Genomic DNA, 17,829 nt, shown 5'->3' with positions numbered 1-17,829 from the left:
GCTATGAGACAAAGCAGTGATAAATTGAACCGTTTTATTAAAAAATTAATGATTGCAGTAATTCTGTTTCTGGCCGCTTTTTTAAGCCTGAAGGAAGCAGCCCAGGCAGCAGGCAGACTGGATTTAAAGGATATACAAAACTGGGTCGGTGAAGGAATCGCAGACAGTGTCTCCCTCATCTGGCATTCCCAGTATCCTGCTGCATCCTGGGAATTAGAAGGAGAAAATGGGGAAGCGCTGTATCAGGAAAAATCCCTTGGGAGTTTATTTTGTGGGTTTTTCTTCAGCCATTCCCCCCTTTCCCGGTATACAGGGGGAAGCAGGAAGACAGCAGATTATTACGGAGAAAGTGATCCGGCATATATAAGCTATCTGGAAAGCGGGAAATTCTATGAGGAACACAGCTTTCTTCTATATAATGGAGGGGAAGAAAGCGGAGAGGATGGAAGCGTAAATGCAGGGACACATAAGGCCCAGCCAGAGACACAGGAAAGCGGGGCAGCAGATAGTTCCAAACAGGATTCAGTTCCTGTGACACAACCTGAAGTTCCTGTAAATACAGATAAAAATTCCGCAATGACCTGTGCATCAAGCAGTATCTGGCCGATTGTGGGAACTACATACCGTAAGGCGCAGCTGGCTGACTATGATTATATGATGAAACATTTTTACAGTGTTCATACCTCCACAACCGCAGGACGGGATCTAATGAAAGCAGATCAGTTCCTTTCGGAAAATTTCACTCTGGAAGGGGGGAATGACAAACCTCAGATTTTGATCTATCACACCCATTCCCAGGAAGAGTATTCCGATTTCGGACCTGGTAATAAGGAAGCAACGGTAGTGGGAATCGGAACCTATTTAACTAAATTATTAACGGCAAAGGGATACAATGTCATACATGATACCTCCGTTTATGATCTGCAAAACGGGAAGCTGGACAGAAATAAGGCTTATACATATGCGCTTGACGGCATAACCGGAATTCTTCAAAAAAACCCTTCCATCGAAGTGATTATGGATATTCACCGGGATGGAGTAAACAGTGATCTGCATATGGTGAACAAGGTAAATGGAAAAATGACAGCCCCGATTATGTTTTTTAACGGAGTCTGCCAGACCCCCGAAGGTCCCATTGAATATCTGCCCAATCCTTACAGAGAGAAAAATCTTGCTTTCAGCTTTCAGATGCAGTTAGACAGCGCAGCCTATTTTCCCGGTCTCACCCGTAAGATCTACATAAAAGGACTTCGCTATAACCAGCATTTAAGAGCGAGGTCTACTTTGATTGAGGTAGGTGCCCAGACCAATTCCTATCAGGAAGCATTAAATGCCATGGAACCACTTTCAGAGGTTCTGGATATGGTCTTAAAAGGGAATTAAACATAGAACATACTAGTACTAAAAAAAGCTGGAAGCCTGTTTTTCCTATCAGGTTTATCCAGCTTTAATTTTTCTCTGTAAATGCGACCTGCAAAGGGGAAAATAATTGCATCTTAAATTGGGATATATTACCATAGAAATAAGGAACAATCGTGTCACTGCAGGGGCGCCTTTGGTACATTCATTTTAGCATTACTTACCTTTATTTTTTATAATTGTAAGTAGCGTATTTCTATAAAGACCTGGAAACAGGCATAGAAAAACCACCCTTGTATACTTTGGACGGTAGCAAGGATGGATTTCTATCATTGTCATTGGCCAACCCCTTGTATTGGGGCGGTTGTTTATTTACTATTATTCTAATACATAATTACTGTATTTGGAAGCGAAAATAGTAATATGATTCAGGCAAATCAACGCTTTCCCGGTGGACAACCGGTGATTTTAATGGTATATTTGAAGACATTAGAAACATCAGAAAAGAGGATTATACTATATGGCAGCTGCCCAGCAGAATAGAATACGTAATTTTTGCATTATTGCTCATATTGATCACGGTAAATCAACACTTGCAGACCGTATTATAGAGAAGACAGGTCTGCTCACCAGCAGAGAGATGCAGGCTCAGATTCTTGATAATATGGATCTTGAACGGGAGCGTGGGATTACAATTAAGGCCCAGGCAGTCCGTACTGTTTATAAAGCTAATGACGGACAGGAATACGTTTTTAACATGATCGATACACCAGGTCATGTTGATTTTAATTATGAGGTATCAAGAAGTCTGGCAGCGTGTGACGGCGCTGTCCTTGTCGTTGATGCTTCCCAGGGTATTGAAGCCCAGACACTTGCAAATGTTTATATGGCACTGGATCACGATCTGGATGTATTTCCGGTTCTGAATAAAATCGATCTTCCCAGTGCAGAGCCGGAGCGTGTGGTTGAGGAAATTGAAGATGTAATCGGCATTGAAGCCCACGATGCTCCCAGAATTTCAGCCAAGACAGGTCTTAATGTAGAAGCGGTACTTGAAGCGATTGTTGAGAAGATCCCGGCACCTGTTGGTGATCCGTCTGCTCCGCTCCAGGCCCTTATCTTTGATTCCCTTTACGATTCCTACAAGGGCGTTATCGTGTTCTTCCGTGTAAAGGAAGGAACGGTTAAAAAAGGAGACAAGGTACGTATGATGGCCACCGGTGCAGTAGAAGAGGTGGTGGAAGTGGGATATTTCGGCGCAGGCCAGTTTTTACCCTGTGAAGAACTTTCGGCGGGTATGGTTGGTTATTTAACTGCCAGCATTAAGAATGTGAAGGATACGGCAGTGGGAGATACCATAACCCATGCAGACAGGCCTTGCAAATCTGCACTGCCAGGTTATAAAAAAGTAACCTCCATGGTTTACTGCGGTTTGTATCCTTCAGACGGAGCACGTTACAACGATCTGCGTGATGCGCTGGAGAAGCTTCAGCTTAACGATGCATCCTTATTTTTTGAACCGGAGACATCTCTCGCACTGGGCTTTGGTTTCCGATGCGGATTTTTGGGCCTTCTTCACCTGGAAGTGATTCAGGAACGTCTGGAGCGGGAATACAATTTAGACTTAGTGACGACCGCCCCAGGTGTTGTATATTATGTATTCAAAAAAAACGGGGAGAAGCTGGAACTGACCAATCCATCCAACCTGCCTGATCCGACTGAGATTGAATATATGGAAGAACCCATTGTCAGTGCGGAAATTATGGTTACAACTGAATTTGTTGGAGCCATTATGAAGCTTTGCCAGGAACGCCGGGGTGTTTATCTTGGTATGGAATATATGGAAGCCACCAGAGCCATGTTAAAATATGAGCTTCCGCTGAATGAAATCATCTATGACTTCTTTGATGCACTCAAATCACGTTCCAGAGGTTACGCTTCCTTTGATTATGAACTCAAGGGCTATGAAAAGTCAGAACTGGTGAAGCTGGACATTTTAGTCAATAAAGAAGAAGTGGATGCGCTTTCATTTATTGTTCACGCAGAGTCCGCTTATGAACGTGGCAGAAGAATGTGTGAAAAACTGAAGGATGAAATTCCCAGACAGCTCTTTGAAATTCCCATTCAGGCAGCCATCGGAGGCAAGATTATTGCCCGTGAGACAGTAAAAGCCATGAGAAAAGATGTACTTGCTAAATGCTACGGCGGTGATATTTCACGTAAGAAGAAACTTCTCGAAAAGCAGAAAGAAGGTAAGAAACGTATGCGCCAGGTCGGTAACGTTGAGATACCGCAGAAGGCATTTATGAGCGTACTGAAATTAGATGATGAATAAAAAAAAATTAGAGATTTATGTGCATATTCCATTTTGTGCACAAAAATGTGCTTATTGTGATTTCTTATCTTTTCCAGGAAACAGTCAGATGCAGCAGGAATATACGGACCGGCTGCTGGAAGAGATAGAATACCAGAGTGCATATGCCAAAGAATATCAGGTCATCAGTATTTTTATTGGCGGAGGGACACCCTCTATTTTGGATTTCCATCAGATGGCTGCTGTTTTAACGGCCTTAAATCGTCAGTTTGATGTACATCCGGAGGCGGAGATTACGTTAGAAGCTAATCCGGGAACCGTGACTTGTGAGGCACTCCTTCATTACCGCGAGGCTGGTGTAAACCGGATCAGTATGGGACTTCAGTCCGCTGATGACAAAGAACTGAAATATCTGGGAAGGATACACACCTACGACGAGTTTTTAAAAAGCTTTCAGCGGGTCCGCATGGCGGGATTTGATAACGTAAATGTGGATTTGATTTCAGCAATTCCCGGCCAGACGGTGGAATCATGGAAGAATACATTAAAAAAGGTTACCATGTTAAAACCGGAGCATATATCCGCCTACAGCCTCATCGTAGAGGAAGGAACTCCGTTTTATGACCGTTACGGAGAGCATGTGGCAATGGACAATGATTCCATGTCACGAGAGGAACGGCGGAGTCTCATGGCTCTTCCGGACCTTCCTGACGAGGACATGGAGAGAGAGATGTATTACCTGACCAGAGTATTTTTAAACGAGCAGGGGTATGAGCGATATGAGATTTCCAATTACTCCAGACCGGGATATGAATGCAGGCATAACATCGGCTACTGGACAGGAGTTGAATACTTAGGTCTGGGACTTGGTTCGTCTTCCTATATGAATGGCTGCCGGTTTCATAATACAGCCAGTTATCAGGCTTATAAAAACGGCAGATTTGAAAAAACGGAAGATTTTGACCAGCTCTTAAGACAGGAGTTTGAACGGCTTACTACGGAACAAAAGATGGAGGAGTACATGTTTTTAGGACTCCGCCTGATTGAAGGGGTATCTGCTCAAGGATTTGTCAGCAGCTTTGGACAGAATATACGTCATGTATATGGTCCGGTTCTTGATAAGCTGGAGCAGGAAAAACTGCTTGAAATGAAAGACGGATACTACTGTCTGACAGAGCGGGGGATTGATATCAGCAATTATGTTATGAGTCAGTTTCTGATATAACAAAAAGGTCTGCAAAGAGAGCGGGAAATTATTCTCTCTTTGCAGACCCTTTTTTGCTTTGTTACTGAACCAGAAAAACTTCCATATTTCTGGTTCCATAAGCCCGTGTTTCCCCATGTGTGTTAAAGAAGATATCGATGTGATTTCCTTTTACACCGCCGCCGCAATCCTCTGCTGTGTAGATGACTCCGCCAATCATAAGCCGGGTGCCATAAGGAATTACTCTTGGATCAACGGATATAGTATGTCCTGCAGTAGCGACCGTGCCGGTACTGGTCCGTCCGCCCCATTTTCCGCAACAGCTCCTGCAGGGGCAGTAGGCAGTGGTTTTAAAAATGCCAAGAGAACGGATACCTGCAGCAGAGGCATAGGAACCGACTCCATATACTCTGGAACCGGAAAGCTTCTGTCCGCTGGCATAGGCCTCCACAAGATAGGAGCCATCGCTGTAGCTGCTCCATGGGACGGATATCTCAAAACCATAATTTCCCGTGCCTGTGCCCTGATCAGCTAAGTCTTTTCTGTATTTGGAGGCAGAAGCGGTCAGTTCCCCCACAACCGTACCGGTTGTCTGGCTGGTAATGGTGACATGAACCTCTTCGCAGGCAGATGGATCGGAGCTGTTCCACGCCCAGCCTCTGACACTGGTTTCATCCGCACCGTCTATAATTCCCGCAGTCTGTCCTGCAAGTGCTGCTGAGGGAAATGTTGTTAAAAATGTTATCATCAGTAAGATTCCCAGGAACCATTGAATTTTCTTAGAAATTTTCATGTAATACTTTCTTCCTTTCTTTTTTACAAAAAGTACATATGATTTAATATAATATAAATATATGTAACACATTTGTAATAAATGAGGTACAAGTACATATTTTACACTTTTTTCCAGATTTGTCAAGTTTTTGAATTAGATTCATGCCCGCAGCCACTTTTTCTTTATAAAAAAACTGCCGGAAAGCGATTGGCCCGCTTTCCGGCAGTTAATATGGAATATATTATTATCTTTCAATAACAGCAAATATCTCTTTCGGTCGTCTTCCAAAAGCAATGGCTTCTCCATAGCTTCCAAAATAAATATCTACTTTGTTACCTCTGATCCCGCTTCCGGTATCTTCTACTGTATAAATAATATCGTCAATCATGACTTTTGTTCCAAGAGGCAGAACAGTGAGATCGGCAGATAGTGTGTGCAGCGGCTGTGGAATCGTGCCGGAGTAAGTTCTCTGTTGTTTTCCTGAGCTGCTGGGGCAGTAGGCAGTTGCAGAGAATATTCCCAGTGATGCTCCTTTTTCATAAACCGGACCTGTGGGTTCGCTTTCTTCTGGCTGTACTTTCTTCTCTATGCCCGGTCCTACCTCGTCACTCATCGTGGCTTCACTTGCAGTAGCTACCGTTCCGGTACTGTTCATTTTCATTTGGTTATCCGTTTTAACACTCCAGGACTGTTGGTTTGCTGTACTTTGGCCTTCAGCGGTCTCGGCAGCCATTGCAGTAGTGGATAACAGCAGAATACAAAGGAGTGTCAGGAATCCGGTTACCCGTATTCGTCTTGAAAAACTAATCATGATTTACCTCGCAATCGTGTTGTTATGGTGTATCAACTACCATTATATTACAAAAGTGTTAAAAGTCAAGAAAAAAATGTCACAGGCTTTGTAATATTTGATAGAATTTTGATATAAATTGGACATGCAGGTAATAAAAACTTCATTTAAAAATTTTTAGGAATGTATTGACAAATGTAGAAAAAAAGAATATATTATGAAAAGAAGATGTTAGCACTCCTGAACGTTGAGTGCTAACAGAACACTCAGAAAGGAGCGTGGCAGTTTGGCTGATAAGGATCAACTGGATGGGCGAAAGATCATTATATTAAAAGCGATTATTAAAACTTATCTGGAAACAGGAGAGCCGGTAGGCTCCCGTACGATCTCAAAATATACAGACCTAAATTTAAGCTCTGCCACCATCCGCAATGAGATGTCTGATCTGGAAGAGATGGGATTTATCATGCAACCCCATACCTCTGCAGGAAGGATTCCTTCCGACAAAGGATACCGCTTCTATGTAAATCAGATTCTTCAGGAAAAGGAAGATGAGTTTACAGAGATCAAGGAATTAATGCTGAAGCGTGTGGACAGGGTAGAGCTTCTGCTGAAGCAGGTGGCAAAGCTGCTTGCACAGAATACCAATTATGCAGCCATGATCAGTGCCCCACAGTACCATCGTAACAAGTTGAAGTTTATCCAGCTGTCTAAGGTCGATGCAGGAAAACTTCTTGTTGTAATTGTGGTGGAAGGCAATATTATAAAGAACACCATTATCCCTGCTCGTTCAGAACTGAGCGATGAAGGGCTATTGAATCTTAATATTCTTTTGAATAGTGCTTTAAACGGGCTTTCGATAGAAGAAATTAATTTAGAAGTAATCAGCAGACTGAAGGTTCAGGCAGGTCCACACAGTGAAGTTGTGGATCAGGTTTTGTCGGAAGTAGCAGCGGCAATCAGAGCCGATGACGAAGATCTTCAGATTTATACCAGCGGCGCAACTAACATTTTTAAATATCCGGAATTAAGCGACGGAGATAAAGCAAGTCAGTTAATTGGTGCACTGGAACAGAAGGAACTGCTGCAGGAACTGGTAGATGATGTAAACAGTTCGGAAAGCAGTTCCGGAATACAGGTTTACATCGGAGATGAGGCACCTGTACAGACTATGAAGAACTGCAGTATTGTTACCGCGAACTATGAGCTTGGGGAAGGACTAAGAGGCACAATTGGTATTATCGGCCCTAAGCGTATGGATTATGAAAAGGTATTAAATACGCTGAGAAATTTAATGATCCAGCTGGATACAATATTGAAAAAAGAGGAAAGGTAAAGGGTAGAATATTGAGCATGGAAGATGTTAAAACAGACGGACAGCAGGTGGATGAGACGATCAGTCAGGAAGACACCGTTTCCGCTGAAAAAGAGATAGAGGAAACCTGTGAATGCAGCGAAGAAGCTGTACAGGAAGAGCCGGAGGATTCAGAGCCTGATAGCAAAGAAGATTCTGGAAAGAAAGGCTTCTTTAGCAAGAAGAAAGAAAAAAAAGATTTAAAAGATGAGAAGATAGATGAACTGACAGAACGTCTCCAGCGGTCGATGGCAGAATTTGATAACTTTAGAAAACGTACAGAAAAAGAAAAATCAGCCATGTTTGAGATCGGAGCAAAGGATATCATAGAGAGAATCCTTCCCGTAGTGGATAATTTTGAACGGGGACTGGCAGCAATTCCGGAAGAGGAAAAGGACTCACCGTTTGCTGACGGAATGGAGAAAATCTATAAACAGTTGATGAAAACACTGGAAGAAGCAGGCGTTAAGCCGATTGAAGCGGTTGGAATGCCGTTTGATCCCAATTACCATAATGCAGTGATGCATGTGGAAGATGATTCTCTGGGCGAGAATGTGGTTGCCCAGGAACTTCAGAAAGGTTACACCTATCGGGATACCGTGGTAAGACACTCCATGGTACAGGTAGCTAATTAACAACATAAATCAGAAACATACACAATTTTGTTTATCAAATAGGAGGAAAAAACTATGGGTAAGATCATTGGAATTGACTTAGGAACAACAAACAGCTGTGTAGCCGTTATGGAAGGCGGTAAACCAGTTGTTATTCCTAACAGCGAAGGCGTAAGAACAACACCATCAATTGTTGCATTTACAAAAAACGGAGAGAGACTGGTTGGTGAACCTGCAAAACGTCAGGCCGTAACCAATGCGGACCGCACCATTTCTTCCATCAAAAGACATATGGGTACTGACTATAAAGTAACCATTGACGGAAAGAATTACAGCCCTCAGGAAATTTCTGCAATGATTCTTCAGAAATTGAAAGCTGATGCAGAGGCATATTTAGGAGAAAAGGTTACGGAAGCTGTTATCACAGTACCGGCTTATTTCAACGATGCACAGCGTCAGGCAACAAAGGATGCAGGTAAAATCGCAGGTCTTGATGTAAAACGTATCATCAACGAGCCGACAGCAGCAGCGCTTGCTTACGGTCTTGATAACGAAAAAGAGCAGAAGATTATGGTTTATGATTTAGGAGGCGGTACATTCGACGTTTCCATCATTGAAATCGGTGACGGAGTCATTGAAGTACTTTCTACTAACGGTGATACTCATTTAGGTGGTGATGATTTCGACAACCGTCTGACACAGTGGATGGTTGATGAATTCAAAAAGGCAGAGGGTGTTGATTTATCCGCTGATAAGATGGCTATGCAGAGACTGAAAGAAGCCGCTGAAAAGGCAAAGAAGGAATTATCCTCTTCTACCACCACAAACATCAACTTACCTTTCATTACAGCAACAGCAGAAGGTCCGAAGCATCTGGATATGAATTTAACCAGAGCAAAATTTGATGAACTGACTCTGGATTTAATTGAACGCACCGCAGTTCCGGTACAAAGCGCATTAAAAGATGCCGGCATCACAGCAGCAGAACTTGGAAAAGTGCTTTTAGTCGGCGGATCTACCCGTATGCTGGCATCACAGGAGAAGGTAAAACAGCTGACAGGCAAAGAACCTTCCAAATCCTTAAATCCAGATGAGTGTGTGGCAATCGGCGCAAGTATCCAGGGCGGTAAGCTTGCAGGCGATGCAGGTGCAGGAGATATTCTTCTTCTTGACGTAACACCCCTTTCATTATCCATTGAGACAATGGGCGGCGTTGCTACCAGACTGATTGAGAGAAATACAACAATTCCTTCAAAGAAGAGCCAGGTTTTCTCCACAGCAGCAGATAACCAGACAGCAGTAGATATCCATGTAGTACAGGGCGAAAGACAGTTCGCAAGAGACAACAAGACTCTCGGACAGTTCCGTCTGGATGGAATTCCGCCAGCAAGAAGAGGTGTTCCGCAGATCGAAGTTACATTTGATATCGATGCCAACGGTATTGTGAATGTTTCCGCAAAGGACTTAGGAACAGGCAAAGAGCAGCACATCACTATTACTTCCGGATCCAACATGTCTGATTCCGACATTGATAAGGCTGTGAAAGAGGCTGCTGAATATGAGGCTCAGGATAAGAAGCGTAAGGAAGGCATTGATGCAAGAAATGACGCAGATTCCATGGTATTCCAGACAGAGAAGGCTTTACAGGAAGTGGGAGATAAGATCCCTGAGAATGATAAAGCATCAGTAGAAGCTGACTTAAATGCATTAAAAGAAGCGATTAACAGAGCACCAATCGAAGAGATGACAGATGCTCAGATTGATGATATTAAGGCAGGCCGTGAAAAACTGATGAACAGTGCACAGGCATTGTTTGCAAAGGTATATGAGCAGGCACAGTCTCAGGGCGGAGCAGAAGCAGGTCCTGACATGGGAGCAGCAGGAGCTTCTTATCAGGACAGCGATGTAGTAGACGGAGACTATAAAGAAGTTTAATATGAAGTCGTTTGACAGGGCTTTGGGAAAAGTGTTGTAGGAATACAGCACTTTTTCCGCAGGAATAAATTCCCTACAATTATGAGAGGTAGACCTAAGATGGCAGAAAGTAAAAAAGATTATTATGAAATCCTTGGCGTTCCCAAAGATGCAGATGATGCAGCGCTTAAGAAGGCCTATCGAGCATTGGCTAAAAAATACCATCCGGATACGAACCCTGGAGATGCTGCCGCTGCAGAAAAGTTTAAACAGGCTTCCGAAGCATATAGTGTTTTAAGTGATCCCGATAAGAGACGTCAGTATGACCAGTTTGGTTCTGCTGCTTTTGACGGAAGCGGCGGAGCAGGCGGTTTCGGCGGTTTTGATTTTAATGGATCAGATATGGGAGATATTTTCGGAGATATTTTCGGAGATATTTTTGGAGGCGGAAGAAGAAGCGCCCAGTATAACGGTCCGTTAAAGGGAGCCAACTTAAGAACCAGCATCCGGATCAGCTTTGAAGAAGCGATTTTCGGCTGTGAGCGGGAAATTGAGATCAATTTTAAGGAAGAGTGCGCTTCCTGTCACGGAAGCGGTGCAAAAGCTGGTACATCCCCGGTAACCTGCCACAAATGTAACGGCAAGGGCAAGATCATGTACACCCAGCAATCCTTTTTTGGCCAGATACAAAACGTACAGACCTGTCCGGACTGCGGCGGTACCGGCAAGGTGATTAAGGAGAAATGCCCGGATTGCTATGGAACCGGATATATAACGAAAAGAAAGAAGATCAAAGTTACCATTCCGGCTGGAATTGATAACGGACAGTCAGTCCGTCTGGCTGGAGCAGGAGAACCTGGAAGCAACGGCGGAGAGAGAGGAGACCTTCTGGTAGAGGCAGTAGTATCCAATCATCCTATCTTTAAGCGCCAGGATACCAGCATTTTCTCCACGGTACCGATTTCTTTTGTAAAAGCAGCGCTTGGCGGAACTATACTGATTAAAACCGTAGATGGTGATGTGGAATATGAAATAAAACCAGGAACCCAGACAGATACCAAGGTGCGCCTGAAAGGAAAGGGTGTTCCTACCCTGAGAAACCGTGCCGTAAGAGGGGATCATTATGTAACACTGGTAGTTTCCGTGCCTGAGCGGCTGACAGAAGCACAGAAAGAGGCCCTTAGAAGTTTTGATGATGCGATGAACGGTAATTCGGACAGCGATAAACATAAAAAGAAGGGACTTTTTAAATAAAACTTTTACATGTACATGTCACAGGAAGGGGGAAGGTATGAACGGGGTAAGAAAAAAACTGGTATGGGCAGCAGCTGTCATGGGAATGATGATCCTGCTGTCCATGAATGCAATGGCAGACTATGACAGGTCCGTGAGGGACTTTCCAGGCTGGAATGGCTCCGGAACGAAAGTTAACGGACCGGTTAACTCAGATTGCTTCTGGGATGACGAGGATGAAGACGAAGATGGTCCAGGGGACTATGATTATGTAAGAGGGTGGTACTACAGCCCTGCAGGCTGGTGGTTCCAGTATGGGGACGGAAGCTGGCCTAACAACTGCTGGAAATATATAAATGGCAGGTGGTACCGGTTTGACCAGGGAGGTCATATGCTGACTGGCTGGTATACGGACGCGGGCGGAGCCAGATATTATTTAAATCCGGTGGACGACGGAACGCTTGGCGCCATGAGAACCGGATGGCAGCTGATTGATGGAAAGGCCTATTATTTTAATACCATGTCGGATGGAACACTGGGCAGGCTCCTTTTAAATACAGTCACACCGGATGGCTATAAGGTGGGGGCTGACGGGGTATGGGTTCAGTAAGAACCGTTTCATACAAAAAAAACAGGAGAAATTTGTAATGACTGATCAGCCATTCAAATTTCTCCTGTTTTTCATTACAAATTCTAATTGCCTTTAGATTGTAATTTTGTAAAAAAGATTCTGCTCCGGTTCCGGACACTCAGGCGGGTGTGATGGAGTGTAATGCATCAAGGAATTTCGTTTACTTGATATTTTTTTTGCCCTTATATCCGGTACGGAACAAAAGTCTTTTTCATCCGTTCAATTAGTTAATGCAGCAGGAGTGATTTTTATTGCATACTTTTTAAAAAAAATTTTAAAAAAATATTTTTTTTCGGAATATACCCTGAAATGCCATGTTTTCTGCGCTTGCAACCCATATCATTGTATGTTATGATATCATGTGGTTTTCCATATGAAGAAACTTAATTCATAGAGTAATCTACAAAAGAAAGGAAACAGACGATGATTCAATATTTTATTGTGTGTCCTCTCGTTTTTCTTGCGGGCCTTATGGATTCCATTGCCGGTGGGGGAGGACTGATCTCACTGCCTGCCTATCTTGCAGCAGGAATACCGCCTCATCTTGCAATTGGAACAAATAAGCTGGGATCTGCCATGGGAACAGTGGTTTCTACGGCACGGTTTGCAAAAAATGGTTATATAAAAGTAAAGCTGTCCCTGTGTGCTGCGCTTTTGGCTATGGTCGGTTCTGTAATCGGAGCTCATTTATCCATGCTGGCCAGCGAACAGGTGTTAAAGACCATGATGCTTGTGGCTTTGCCGGTTGTTGCATTTTATGTTTTGAAAAATAAAGATATGGGAGAGCAGAAGGATAATAAGGAAATATCTGAGAAAAAAATGATTCTGGTTGCCATGGGAGCTGCCCTTATGATTGGCGGCTATGACGGTTTTTACGGTCCTGGAACGGGAACATTTTTAATACTTATTCTGACCGGACTTGCAGGTATGGATATCAGGAATGCATCCGGAACGACAAAGGTTATTAACTTATCTTCCAATATAGCGGCTCTCACAACATTTTTAATAAATGGAAAAGTATTGATTCCGCTGGGGCTTACAGCCGGCCTCTTCTGTATTGCCGGACATTACATCGGTTCAGGTCTTGTAGTTAAAAACGGTCTGAAGATTGTCCGTCCTGTCGTACTGGCAGTACTTTTGTGTCTCTTTGTAAAAATTATAAAAGGATAGGGAATTGTTATGAAATGGAAAAAATTTACACTTACTACAACAACGGAAGCTGTTGATCTGGTCAGCAGCATGTTTGATGAAATCGGAATTGAAGGAATTGAAATAGAAGACAATATTCCTCTTACAGAGGCAGAGACAAAGGGAATGTTTATAGATATTCTTCCGGAACTGCCGCCTGACGAGGGGATCGCCAGAGTCAGCTTCTATCTGGACCCTGACTCCGATACCAATATTGATGAAATGTTAGAAAAGGTGGAGCAGGGGTTAAATGAACTTTCCATGTTTACGGATCTGGGAGCTCGTACCATTGAGACCAGTGAGACAGAGGATAAGGACTGGATTAACAACTGGAAGCAGTATTTTAAACCATTTACTGTTGATGATATTTTAATTAAGCCTACCTGGGAAGAAATTCCCGAAGAACATAAAAATAAGCTTTTAATAGAAATTGATCCGGGAACAGCGTTTGGCACAGGTCAGCACGAGACAACACAGCTTTGCATCCGCCAGCTGAAAAAATATGTGACACCGGACAGCCTTGTTCTCGATGTGGGTACCGGAAGCGGTATTCTTGGAATCACTGCATTAAAGCTGGGCGCCAGAGAGGTATTCGGAACAGATCTGGATGAGAACGCCATTACAGCAGTTATGGAAAATATGGAATCCAACCACATTGATCCCGGAAAATTTCATGTTTTAAAGGGAAATATCATTGATGACAAAGAAGTAAAAGAAGCTGCCGGCTTTGAAAAATATGATGTTGTAGCCGCCAATATTTTGGCTGATGTTATTATCCCACTGCAGAAGGAAATTCCCGTTCATATGAAAAAGGGCGCTGTCTTTATTACTTCAGGCATCATTAATATGAAAGAAGAAGCGGTGAAAGAAGCCTTTGCTGCCAACGATGCTTTTGAACTGGTGGAGATCACTTATCAGGGAGAGTGGGTTTCTGTGACGGTGAGGAAGAAATAGGAGCGTGTCCTGCGGACATACCTTTATGTCCAAAAAACACGGACAGGAAAGAGGAAAAAATGTACCATTTTTTTGTGAAGCAGGAGCAGATCGGAGAGACAACTATCCGGATCTCAGGAACCGATGTGAATCATATTAAAAATGTCCTGCGCATGGGACCGGGAGAAGAAATTCTGCTCAGTAATGGAGTGGATAAGGATTACTTGTGTGAGATTGAATCTGTTTCAGCTGATGAGGTAACAGCGACGATATTAGAAGTCCGAGAAGGCGGCTCTGAGCTGCCTGTAAAACTTTATCTGTTTCAGGGACTTCCCAAAAGCGATAAGATGGAGCTGATCATACAAAAGGCAGTTGAACTTGGCGTATATCAGATTATTCCTGTTGAAACAAAGCGTGCAGTGGTGAAGCTTGATAAAAAGAAAGAGGAATCGAAAATCAAACGGTGGTCCGCTGTTTCAGAAAGCGCGGCCAAGCAGTCCAAGCGGCTTTTAATACCGGAAGTGGCAGGTGTTAAGACTCTTAGGGAAGCGTTTGAATATGCAAAGGAGTTTGATTTGCTTTTACTTCCTTTTGAGCACGCAGAAGGTATGACACACACCAGAGAGATTATCTCCCGCATAAAGCCTGGTATGAAAGTCGGGATTTTTATTGGACCGGAAGGCGGCTTTGAAGACGGAGAAGTGGAACTGGGAGGAACGTACGGCGCGAATACAATTACACTTGGGAAACGGATTTTACGGACGGAAACAGCAGGACTTTTTGTTCTGTCCGTACTTGCGTTTCAGTTGGAAAGCGTTTAAGGAGATGACTTAAATGGAAGCATATTTTGATAATTCGGCAACAACCAGAGTTCTGGAGACGGTAAAAGACATTGTGATAAAAACAATGATGGAGGATTATGGAAACCCATCTGCCAGGCATAAAAAAGGACTGGATGCGGAACGGTATATCAAAGAAGCAGCAGAAACTATAGCCGGTACCTTAAAGGTGGCTGCAAAGGAGATTGTTTTTACTTCCGGAGGATCAGAGTCCAACAATATGGCGATTATTGAGACTGCCATGGCCAATAAACGGGCAGGAAATCATATCATAAGTACCGGAATAGAGCACGCGTCCGTATACAATCCACTTGCCTATCTGGAAGAACAGGGATTTCGGGTAACCTATCTTCCTGTTAATGAAAAGGGACATATTAACTTACAGGAGCTGGAAGGTGCAATCTGTCCGGAGACCATTCTGGTTTCCATTATGTATGTGAACAATGAAATTGGTGCTATTGAGCCGGTGGAAGCAATTTCAAAAGTGATCAAGAAGAAAAATCCAAATATTCTATTCCATGTAGATGCCATACAGGCGTATGGAAAGCTTCTGATCCGGCCAAAGAGCCAGGGAATTGATCTTCTTTCAGCAAGCGCTCATAAGATTCATGGACCGAAAGGTGCAGGATTCCTTTATATTGACAAACGAGTCAAGATAAGACCTTTGATTTATGGAGGCGGCCAGCAAAGAGGGATGCGATCCGGAACGGAAAATGTTCCAGGCATTGCCGGATTAGCTGCTGCTGCAAGTTTTATGTACACCAATTACAGGGAGAAAATCCGGGGAATCATAGAGCTTAAGGACTATTTGATTGACAGACTATCTGAAATAGAGGGAGTAACGATAAACAGCTTTAAGGGAGAATTGTCGGCACCCCAGATAGTCAGTGCCAGTTTCTTAAATGCCCGCAGTGAAGTACTCCTTCACGCGCTTGAAGATCGGGAGATCTATGTGTCTTCCGGATCTGCCTGTTCCTCCAATCACCCGGCAGTCAGCGGGACCTTAAAAGGAATTGGATTAAGGCCAGAGTTTTTAGATGCCACCTTAAGATTCAGCTTCGGAGTTTTTAATACAAGGGAAGAAGTGGACTACTGCATTGATACCTTAAAGGAATTGCTGCCTGTGCTCAGACGGTATCAGAGAGGTTAAATGGGTTTTACAAAGAAAGGACAACAGATGCAATATCAATCATTTTTAATAAAATACGCAGAAATCGGTGTAAAAGGAAAAAACCGTTTCTTATTTGAGGATGCCCTTGTGGCACATATCCGCCACGCGTTAAAGCGTTTGGAGGGAGATTTTATCGTATCAAAGGAATCAGGACGAATCTATGCAACAGCAGAATCAGAGTATGATTTTGATGAGGTGGTGGAATCATTAAGCCGCATATTCGGAATTGCAGCTATCTGCCCAATGGTTCAGGTGGAAGACAATGGTTATGAGGATCTAAAACAGCAGGTTATATCCTATGTGGAACAGTATTATGAGGATAAGCATTTTACATTTAAAGTAAATACAAGAAGAGGAAACAAGCGTTATCCGGTGAATTCCGAACAGATTAACCGTGATTTGGGAGAAATAATTCTTCATACATTTCCGGAGACTAAGGTAGACGTTCATAAGCCAGAAGTAATGCTTCATGTGGAAGTCAGAAATAAAATTAATATATATTCCAAAATCATTCCGGGACCGGGAGGAATGCCGGTAGGTACGAACGGAAAAGCCATGCTTTTATTATCCGGCGGCATCGACAGTCCGGTGGCGGGTTATATGATTGCTAAGAGAGGCGTAAAGATTGACGCTGTTTACTTCCATGCTCCGCCCTATACTAGTGAACGGGCGAAGGAAAAGGTAATTGATCTTGCAAAACTTGTATCCAGATATTCCGGACCGATTCATCTTCATATTGTAAATTTTACTGATATTCAGCTCTATATTTATGATAAATGCCCTCATGAGGAGCTTACCATCATCATGAGACGGTATATGATGCGGATCGCAGAGCATCTGGCAGGAGAATCAGGGGCCCAGGCACTGATTACAGGAGAAAGCATCGGACAGGTAGCTTCTCAGACCATGCAGTCACTGGCAGCCACTGATAAAGCTTGCACAATTCCTATATTCCGTCCTGTAATTGGTTTTGATAAACAGGAGATTGTAGATGTATCGGAAAAGATCGGTACTTATGAAACTTCCGTACTTCCGTTTGAGGACTGCTGCACTATCTTTGTTGCGAAGCATCCGGTGACAAAACCGAGTATCAAGATGATTGAGCGGTCAGAAGAAAAACTGGAAGAAAAGATTGATGAGATGGTTGAGACGGCCATAAGCACTGTAGAAAAAATCTGGTGTTAGAAATAAAAAATGGGGTCCGGCTCCTTTGTAAAAGGACGGATCCCATTTGGTCATGATTCTTAATCCAATTAATCTACAATATATGGAGATAAAATGTTTAAGATTTCATCGACGGTGCTTTCGGAATGAATGTTTAAATCAATGGGTTTGGATAAATCCAGGCTGAAAATACCCATAATAGATTTTGCATCAATCACATATCTGCCGGAAACAAGATCAAAGTCTGTATCAAATTTTGTCAGATCATTTACGAAAGATTTTACTTTGTCGATGGAATTTAAAGATATACGAACTGTTTTCATGTGAGAAACCTCCTTGCGTGAGC

16 protein-coding genes are annotated in these 17,829 nt (G+C 43.2%); 13 read left to right on the top strand and 3 right to left on the bottom strand.

All coding sequences use genetic code 11. The features are described from left to right. The first annotated feature begins 3 nt into the window (after positions 1–3). The 3 genes from RZO55_RS17515 to hemW all read left to right on the top strand — a co-directional run bounded on the left by RZO55_RS17515 (position 4) and on the right by hemW (position 4,898). Positions 4–1,383, top strand: coding sequence for a stage II sporulation protein P (locus RZO55_RS17515; protein WP_318065550.1), 1,380 nt, complete (start codon positions 4–6; stop codon positions 1,381–1,383). Between the two features lie 496 nt (positions 1,384–1,879). Beyond that, positions 1,880–3,694 (top strand): translation elongation factor 4, encoded by a 1,815-nt coding sequence (lepA, locus tag RZO55_RS17510; protein ID WP_318065549.1) that lies wholly within the window; start codon positions 1,880–1,882, stop codon positions 3,692–3,694. Then, positions 3,684–4,898 carry a radical SAM family heme chaperone HemW gene (gene hemW, locus RZO55_RS17505; RefSeq protein ID WP_318065548.1) on the top strand — a complete coding sequence of 405 codons (1,215 nt, stop codon included), beginning with the start codon at positions 3,684–3,686 and terminating at the stop codon, positions 4,896–4,898. Before lepA ends, hemW begins: the two co-directional genes overlap by 11 nt. 61 nt (positions 4,899–4,959) lie before the next feature. Here the strand turns inward: hemW and RZO55_RS17500 are convergent, their stop codons facing one another. Beyond that, positions 4,960–5,670 (bottom strand): 3D domain-containing protein, encoded by a 711-nt coding sequence (locus tag RZO55_RS17500; protein WP_318065547.1) that lies wholly within the window; start codon positions 5,668–5,670, stop codon positions 4,960–4,962. Between the two features lie 226 nt (positions 5,671–5,896). Continuing rightward, positions 5,897–6,463, bottom strand: coding sequence for a 3D domain-containing protein (locus RZO55_RS17495; protein WP_318065546.1), 567 nt, complete (start codon positions 6,461–6,463; stop codon positions 5,897–5,899). Between the two features lie 265 nt (positions 6,464–6,728). Between RZO55_RS17495 and hrcA the strand changes: the two genes are divergently transcribed. The 10 genes from hrcA to thiI all read left to right on the top strand — a co-directional run bounded on the left by hrcA (position 6,729) and on the right by thiI (position 17,504). Continuing rightward, the gene (gene hrcA, locus RZO55_RS17490) at positions 6,729–7,778 is read left to right on the top strand and encodes a heat-inducible transcriptional repressor HrcA (protein ID WP_318065545.1); all 1,050 of its coding nucleotides are present in this window, start codon (positions 6,729–6,731) and stop codon (positions 7,776–7,778) included. Positions 7,779–7,795: 17 nt separating this feature from the next. Next, positions 7,796–8,431 (top strand): nucleotide exchange factor GrpE, encoded by a 636-nt coding sequence (gene grpE / locus RZO55_RS17485; RefSeq protein WP_318065544.1) that lies wholly within the window; start codon positions 7,796–7,798, stop codon positions 8,429–8,431. Positions 8,432–8,485: 54 nt separating this feature from the next. Continuing rightward, positions 8,486–10,345: a molecular chaperone DnaK gene (gene dnaK / locus RZO55_RS17480; protein WP_318065543.1), complete on the top strand. Its 1,860-nt coding sequence runs from the start codon at positions 8,486–8,488 to the stop codon at positions 10,343–10,345. 99 nt (positions 10,346–10,444) lie between these two features. After that, a complete protein-coding gene (gene dnaJ / locus RZO55_RS17475; RefSeq protein WP_318065542.1) occupies positions 10,445–11,578 on the top strand; it encodes a molecular chaperone DnaJ in 1,134 nt (377 codons plus the stop codon). Between the two features lie 37 nt (positions 11,579–11,615). After that, a complete protein-coding gene (locus RZO55_RS17470; RefSeq protein WP_336624323.1) occupies positions 11,616–12,167 on the top strand; it encodes a glucan-binding protein in 552 nt (183 codons plus the stop codon). A gap of 444 nt (positions 12,168–12,611) precedes the next feature. Then, positions 12,612–13,358 (top strand): sulfite exporter TauE/SafE family protein, encoded by a 747-nt coding sequence (locus tag RZO55_RS17465; RefSeq protein ID WP_318065541.1) that lies wholly within the window; start codon positions 12,612–12,614, stop codon positions 13,356–13,358. A gap of 9 nt (positions 13,359–13,367) precedes the next feature. Then, positions 13,368–14,330: a 50S ribosomal protein L11 methyltransferase gene (prmA, locus tag RZO55_RS17460; RefSeq protein WP_318065540.1), complete on the top strand. Its 963-nt coding sequence runs from the start codon at positions 13,368–13,370 to the stop codon at positions 14,328–14,330. A gap of 59 nt (positions 14,331–14,389) precedes the next feature. After that, entirely contained in the window at positions 14,390–15,130 is a 741-nt protein-coding gene (locus RZO55_RS17455) for a 16S rRNA (uracil(1498)-N(3))-methyltransferase (RefSeq protein WP_318065539.1), read from the top strand. A gap of 13 nt (positions 15,131–15,143) precedes the next feature. Further along, positions 15,144–16,298 carry a cysteine desulfurase family protein gene (locus RZO55_RS17450; RefSeq protein ID WP_318065538.1) on the top strand — a complete coding sequence of 385 codons (1,155 nt, stop codon included), beginning with the start codon at positions 15,144–15,146 and terminating at the stop codon, positions 16,296–16,298. Next, positions 16,299–17,504 carry a tRNA uracil 4-sulfurtransferase ThiI gene (thiI, locus tag RZO55_RS17445; protein WP_439100060.1) on the top strand — a complete coding sequence of 402 codons (1,206 nt, stop codon included), beginning with the start codon at positions 16,299–16,301 and terminating at the stop codon, positions 17,502–17,504. It abuts the gene before it with no gap. A 68-nt stretch (positions 17,505–17,572) separates the two neighbouring features. On the opposite strand, the gene RZO55_RS17440 is transcribed toward thiI, so the two are convergent. Beyond that, positions 17,573–17,806: an HPr family phosphocarrier protein gene (locus RZO55_RS17440; protein ID WP_318065537.1), complete on the bottom strand. Its 234-nt coding sequence runs from the start codon at positions 17,804–17,806 to the stop codon at positions 17,573–17,575. Positions 17,807–17,829: the final 23 nt, after the last annotated feature.

The organism is Clostridium boliviensis (genome assembly GCF_033342255.1).
In the GTDB taxonomy this organism is placed as follows: Bacteria; Bacillota; Clostridia; order Lachnospirales; family Lachnospiraceae; genus Lacrimispora; species Lacrimispora boliviensis.
The sequence above is the reverse complement of the archived record's forward strand: the minus strand, read 5'-3'. Positions and strand labels throughout refer to the sequence as shown.

Coding starts and splice junctions, on each gene's coding strand:
- RZO55_RS17515 (WP_318065550.1), top strand. CDS start 4: ATGAGACAAAGCAGTGATAAATTGAACCGTTTTATTAAAAAATTAATG.
- lepA (WP_318065549.1), top strand. CDS start 1,880: ATGGCAGCTGCCCAGCAGAATAGAATACGTAATTTTTGCATTATTGCT.
- hemW (WP_318065548.1), top strand. CDS start 3,684: ATGATGAATAAAAAAAAATTAGAGATTTATGTGCATATTCCATTTTGT.
- RZO55_RS17500 (WP_318065547.1), bottom strand. CDS start 5,670: ATGAAAATTTCTAAGAAAATTCAATGGTTCCTGGGAATCTTACTGATG.
- RZO55_RS17495 (WP_318065546.1), bottom strand. CDS start 6,463: ATGATTAGTTTTTCAAGACGAATACGGGTAACCGGATTCCTGACACTC.
- grpE (WP_318065544.1), top strand. CDS start 7,796: ATGGAAGATGTTAAAACAGACGGACAGCAGGTGGATGAGACGATCAGT.
- dnaK (WP_318065543.1), top strand. CDS start 8,486: ATGGGTAAGATCATTGGAATTGACTTAGGAACAACAAACAGCTGTGTA.
- dnaJ (WP_318065542.1), top strand. CDS start 10,445: ATGGCAGAAAGTAAAAAAGATTATTATGAAATCCTTGGCGTTCCCAAA.
- RZO55_RS17470 (WP_336624323.1), top strand. CDS start 11,616: ATGAACGGGGTAAGAAAAAAACTGGTATGGGCAGCAGCTGTCATGGGA.
- RZO55_RS17465 (WP_318065541.1), top strand. CDS start 12,612: ATGATTCAATATTTTATTGTGTGTCCTCTCGTTTTTCTTGCGGGCCTT.
- prmA (WP_318065540.1), top strand. CDS start 13,368: ATGAAATGGAAAAAATTTACACTTACTACAACAACGGAAGCTGTTGAT.
- RZO55_RS17455 (WP_318065539.1), top strand. CDS start 14,390: ATGTACCATTTTTTTGTGAAGCAGGAGCAGATCGGAGAGACAACTATC.
- RZO55_RS17450 (WP_318065538.1), top strand. CDS start 15,144: ATGGAAGCATATTTTGATAATTCGGCAACAACCAGAGTTCTGGAGACG.
- thiI (WP_439100060.1), top strand. CDS start 16,299: ATGGGTTTTACAAAGAAAGGACAACAGATGCAATATCAATCATTTTTA.
- RZO55_RS17440 (WP_318065537.1), bottom strand. CDS start 17,806: ATGAAAACAGTTCGTATATCTTTAAATTCCATCGACAAAGTAAAATCT.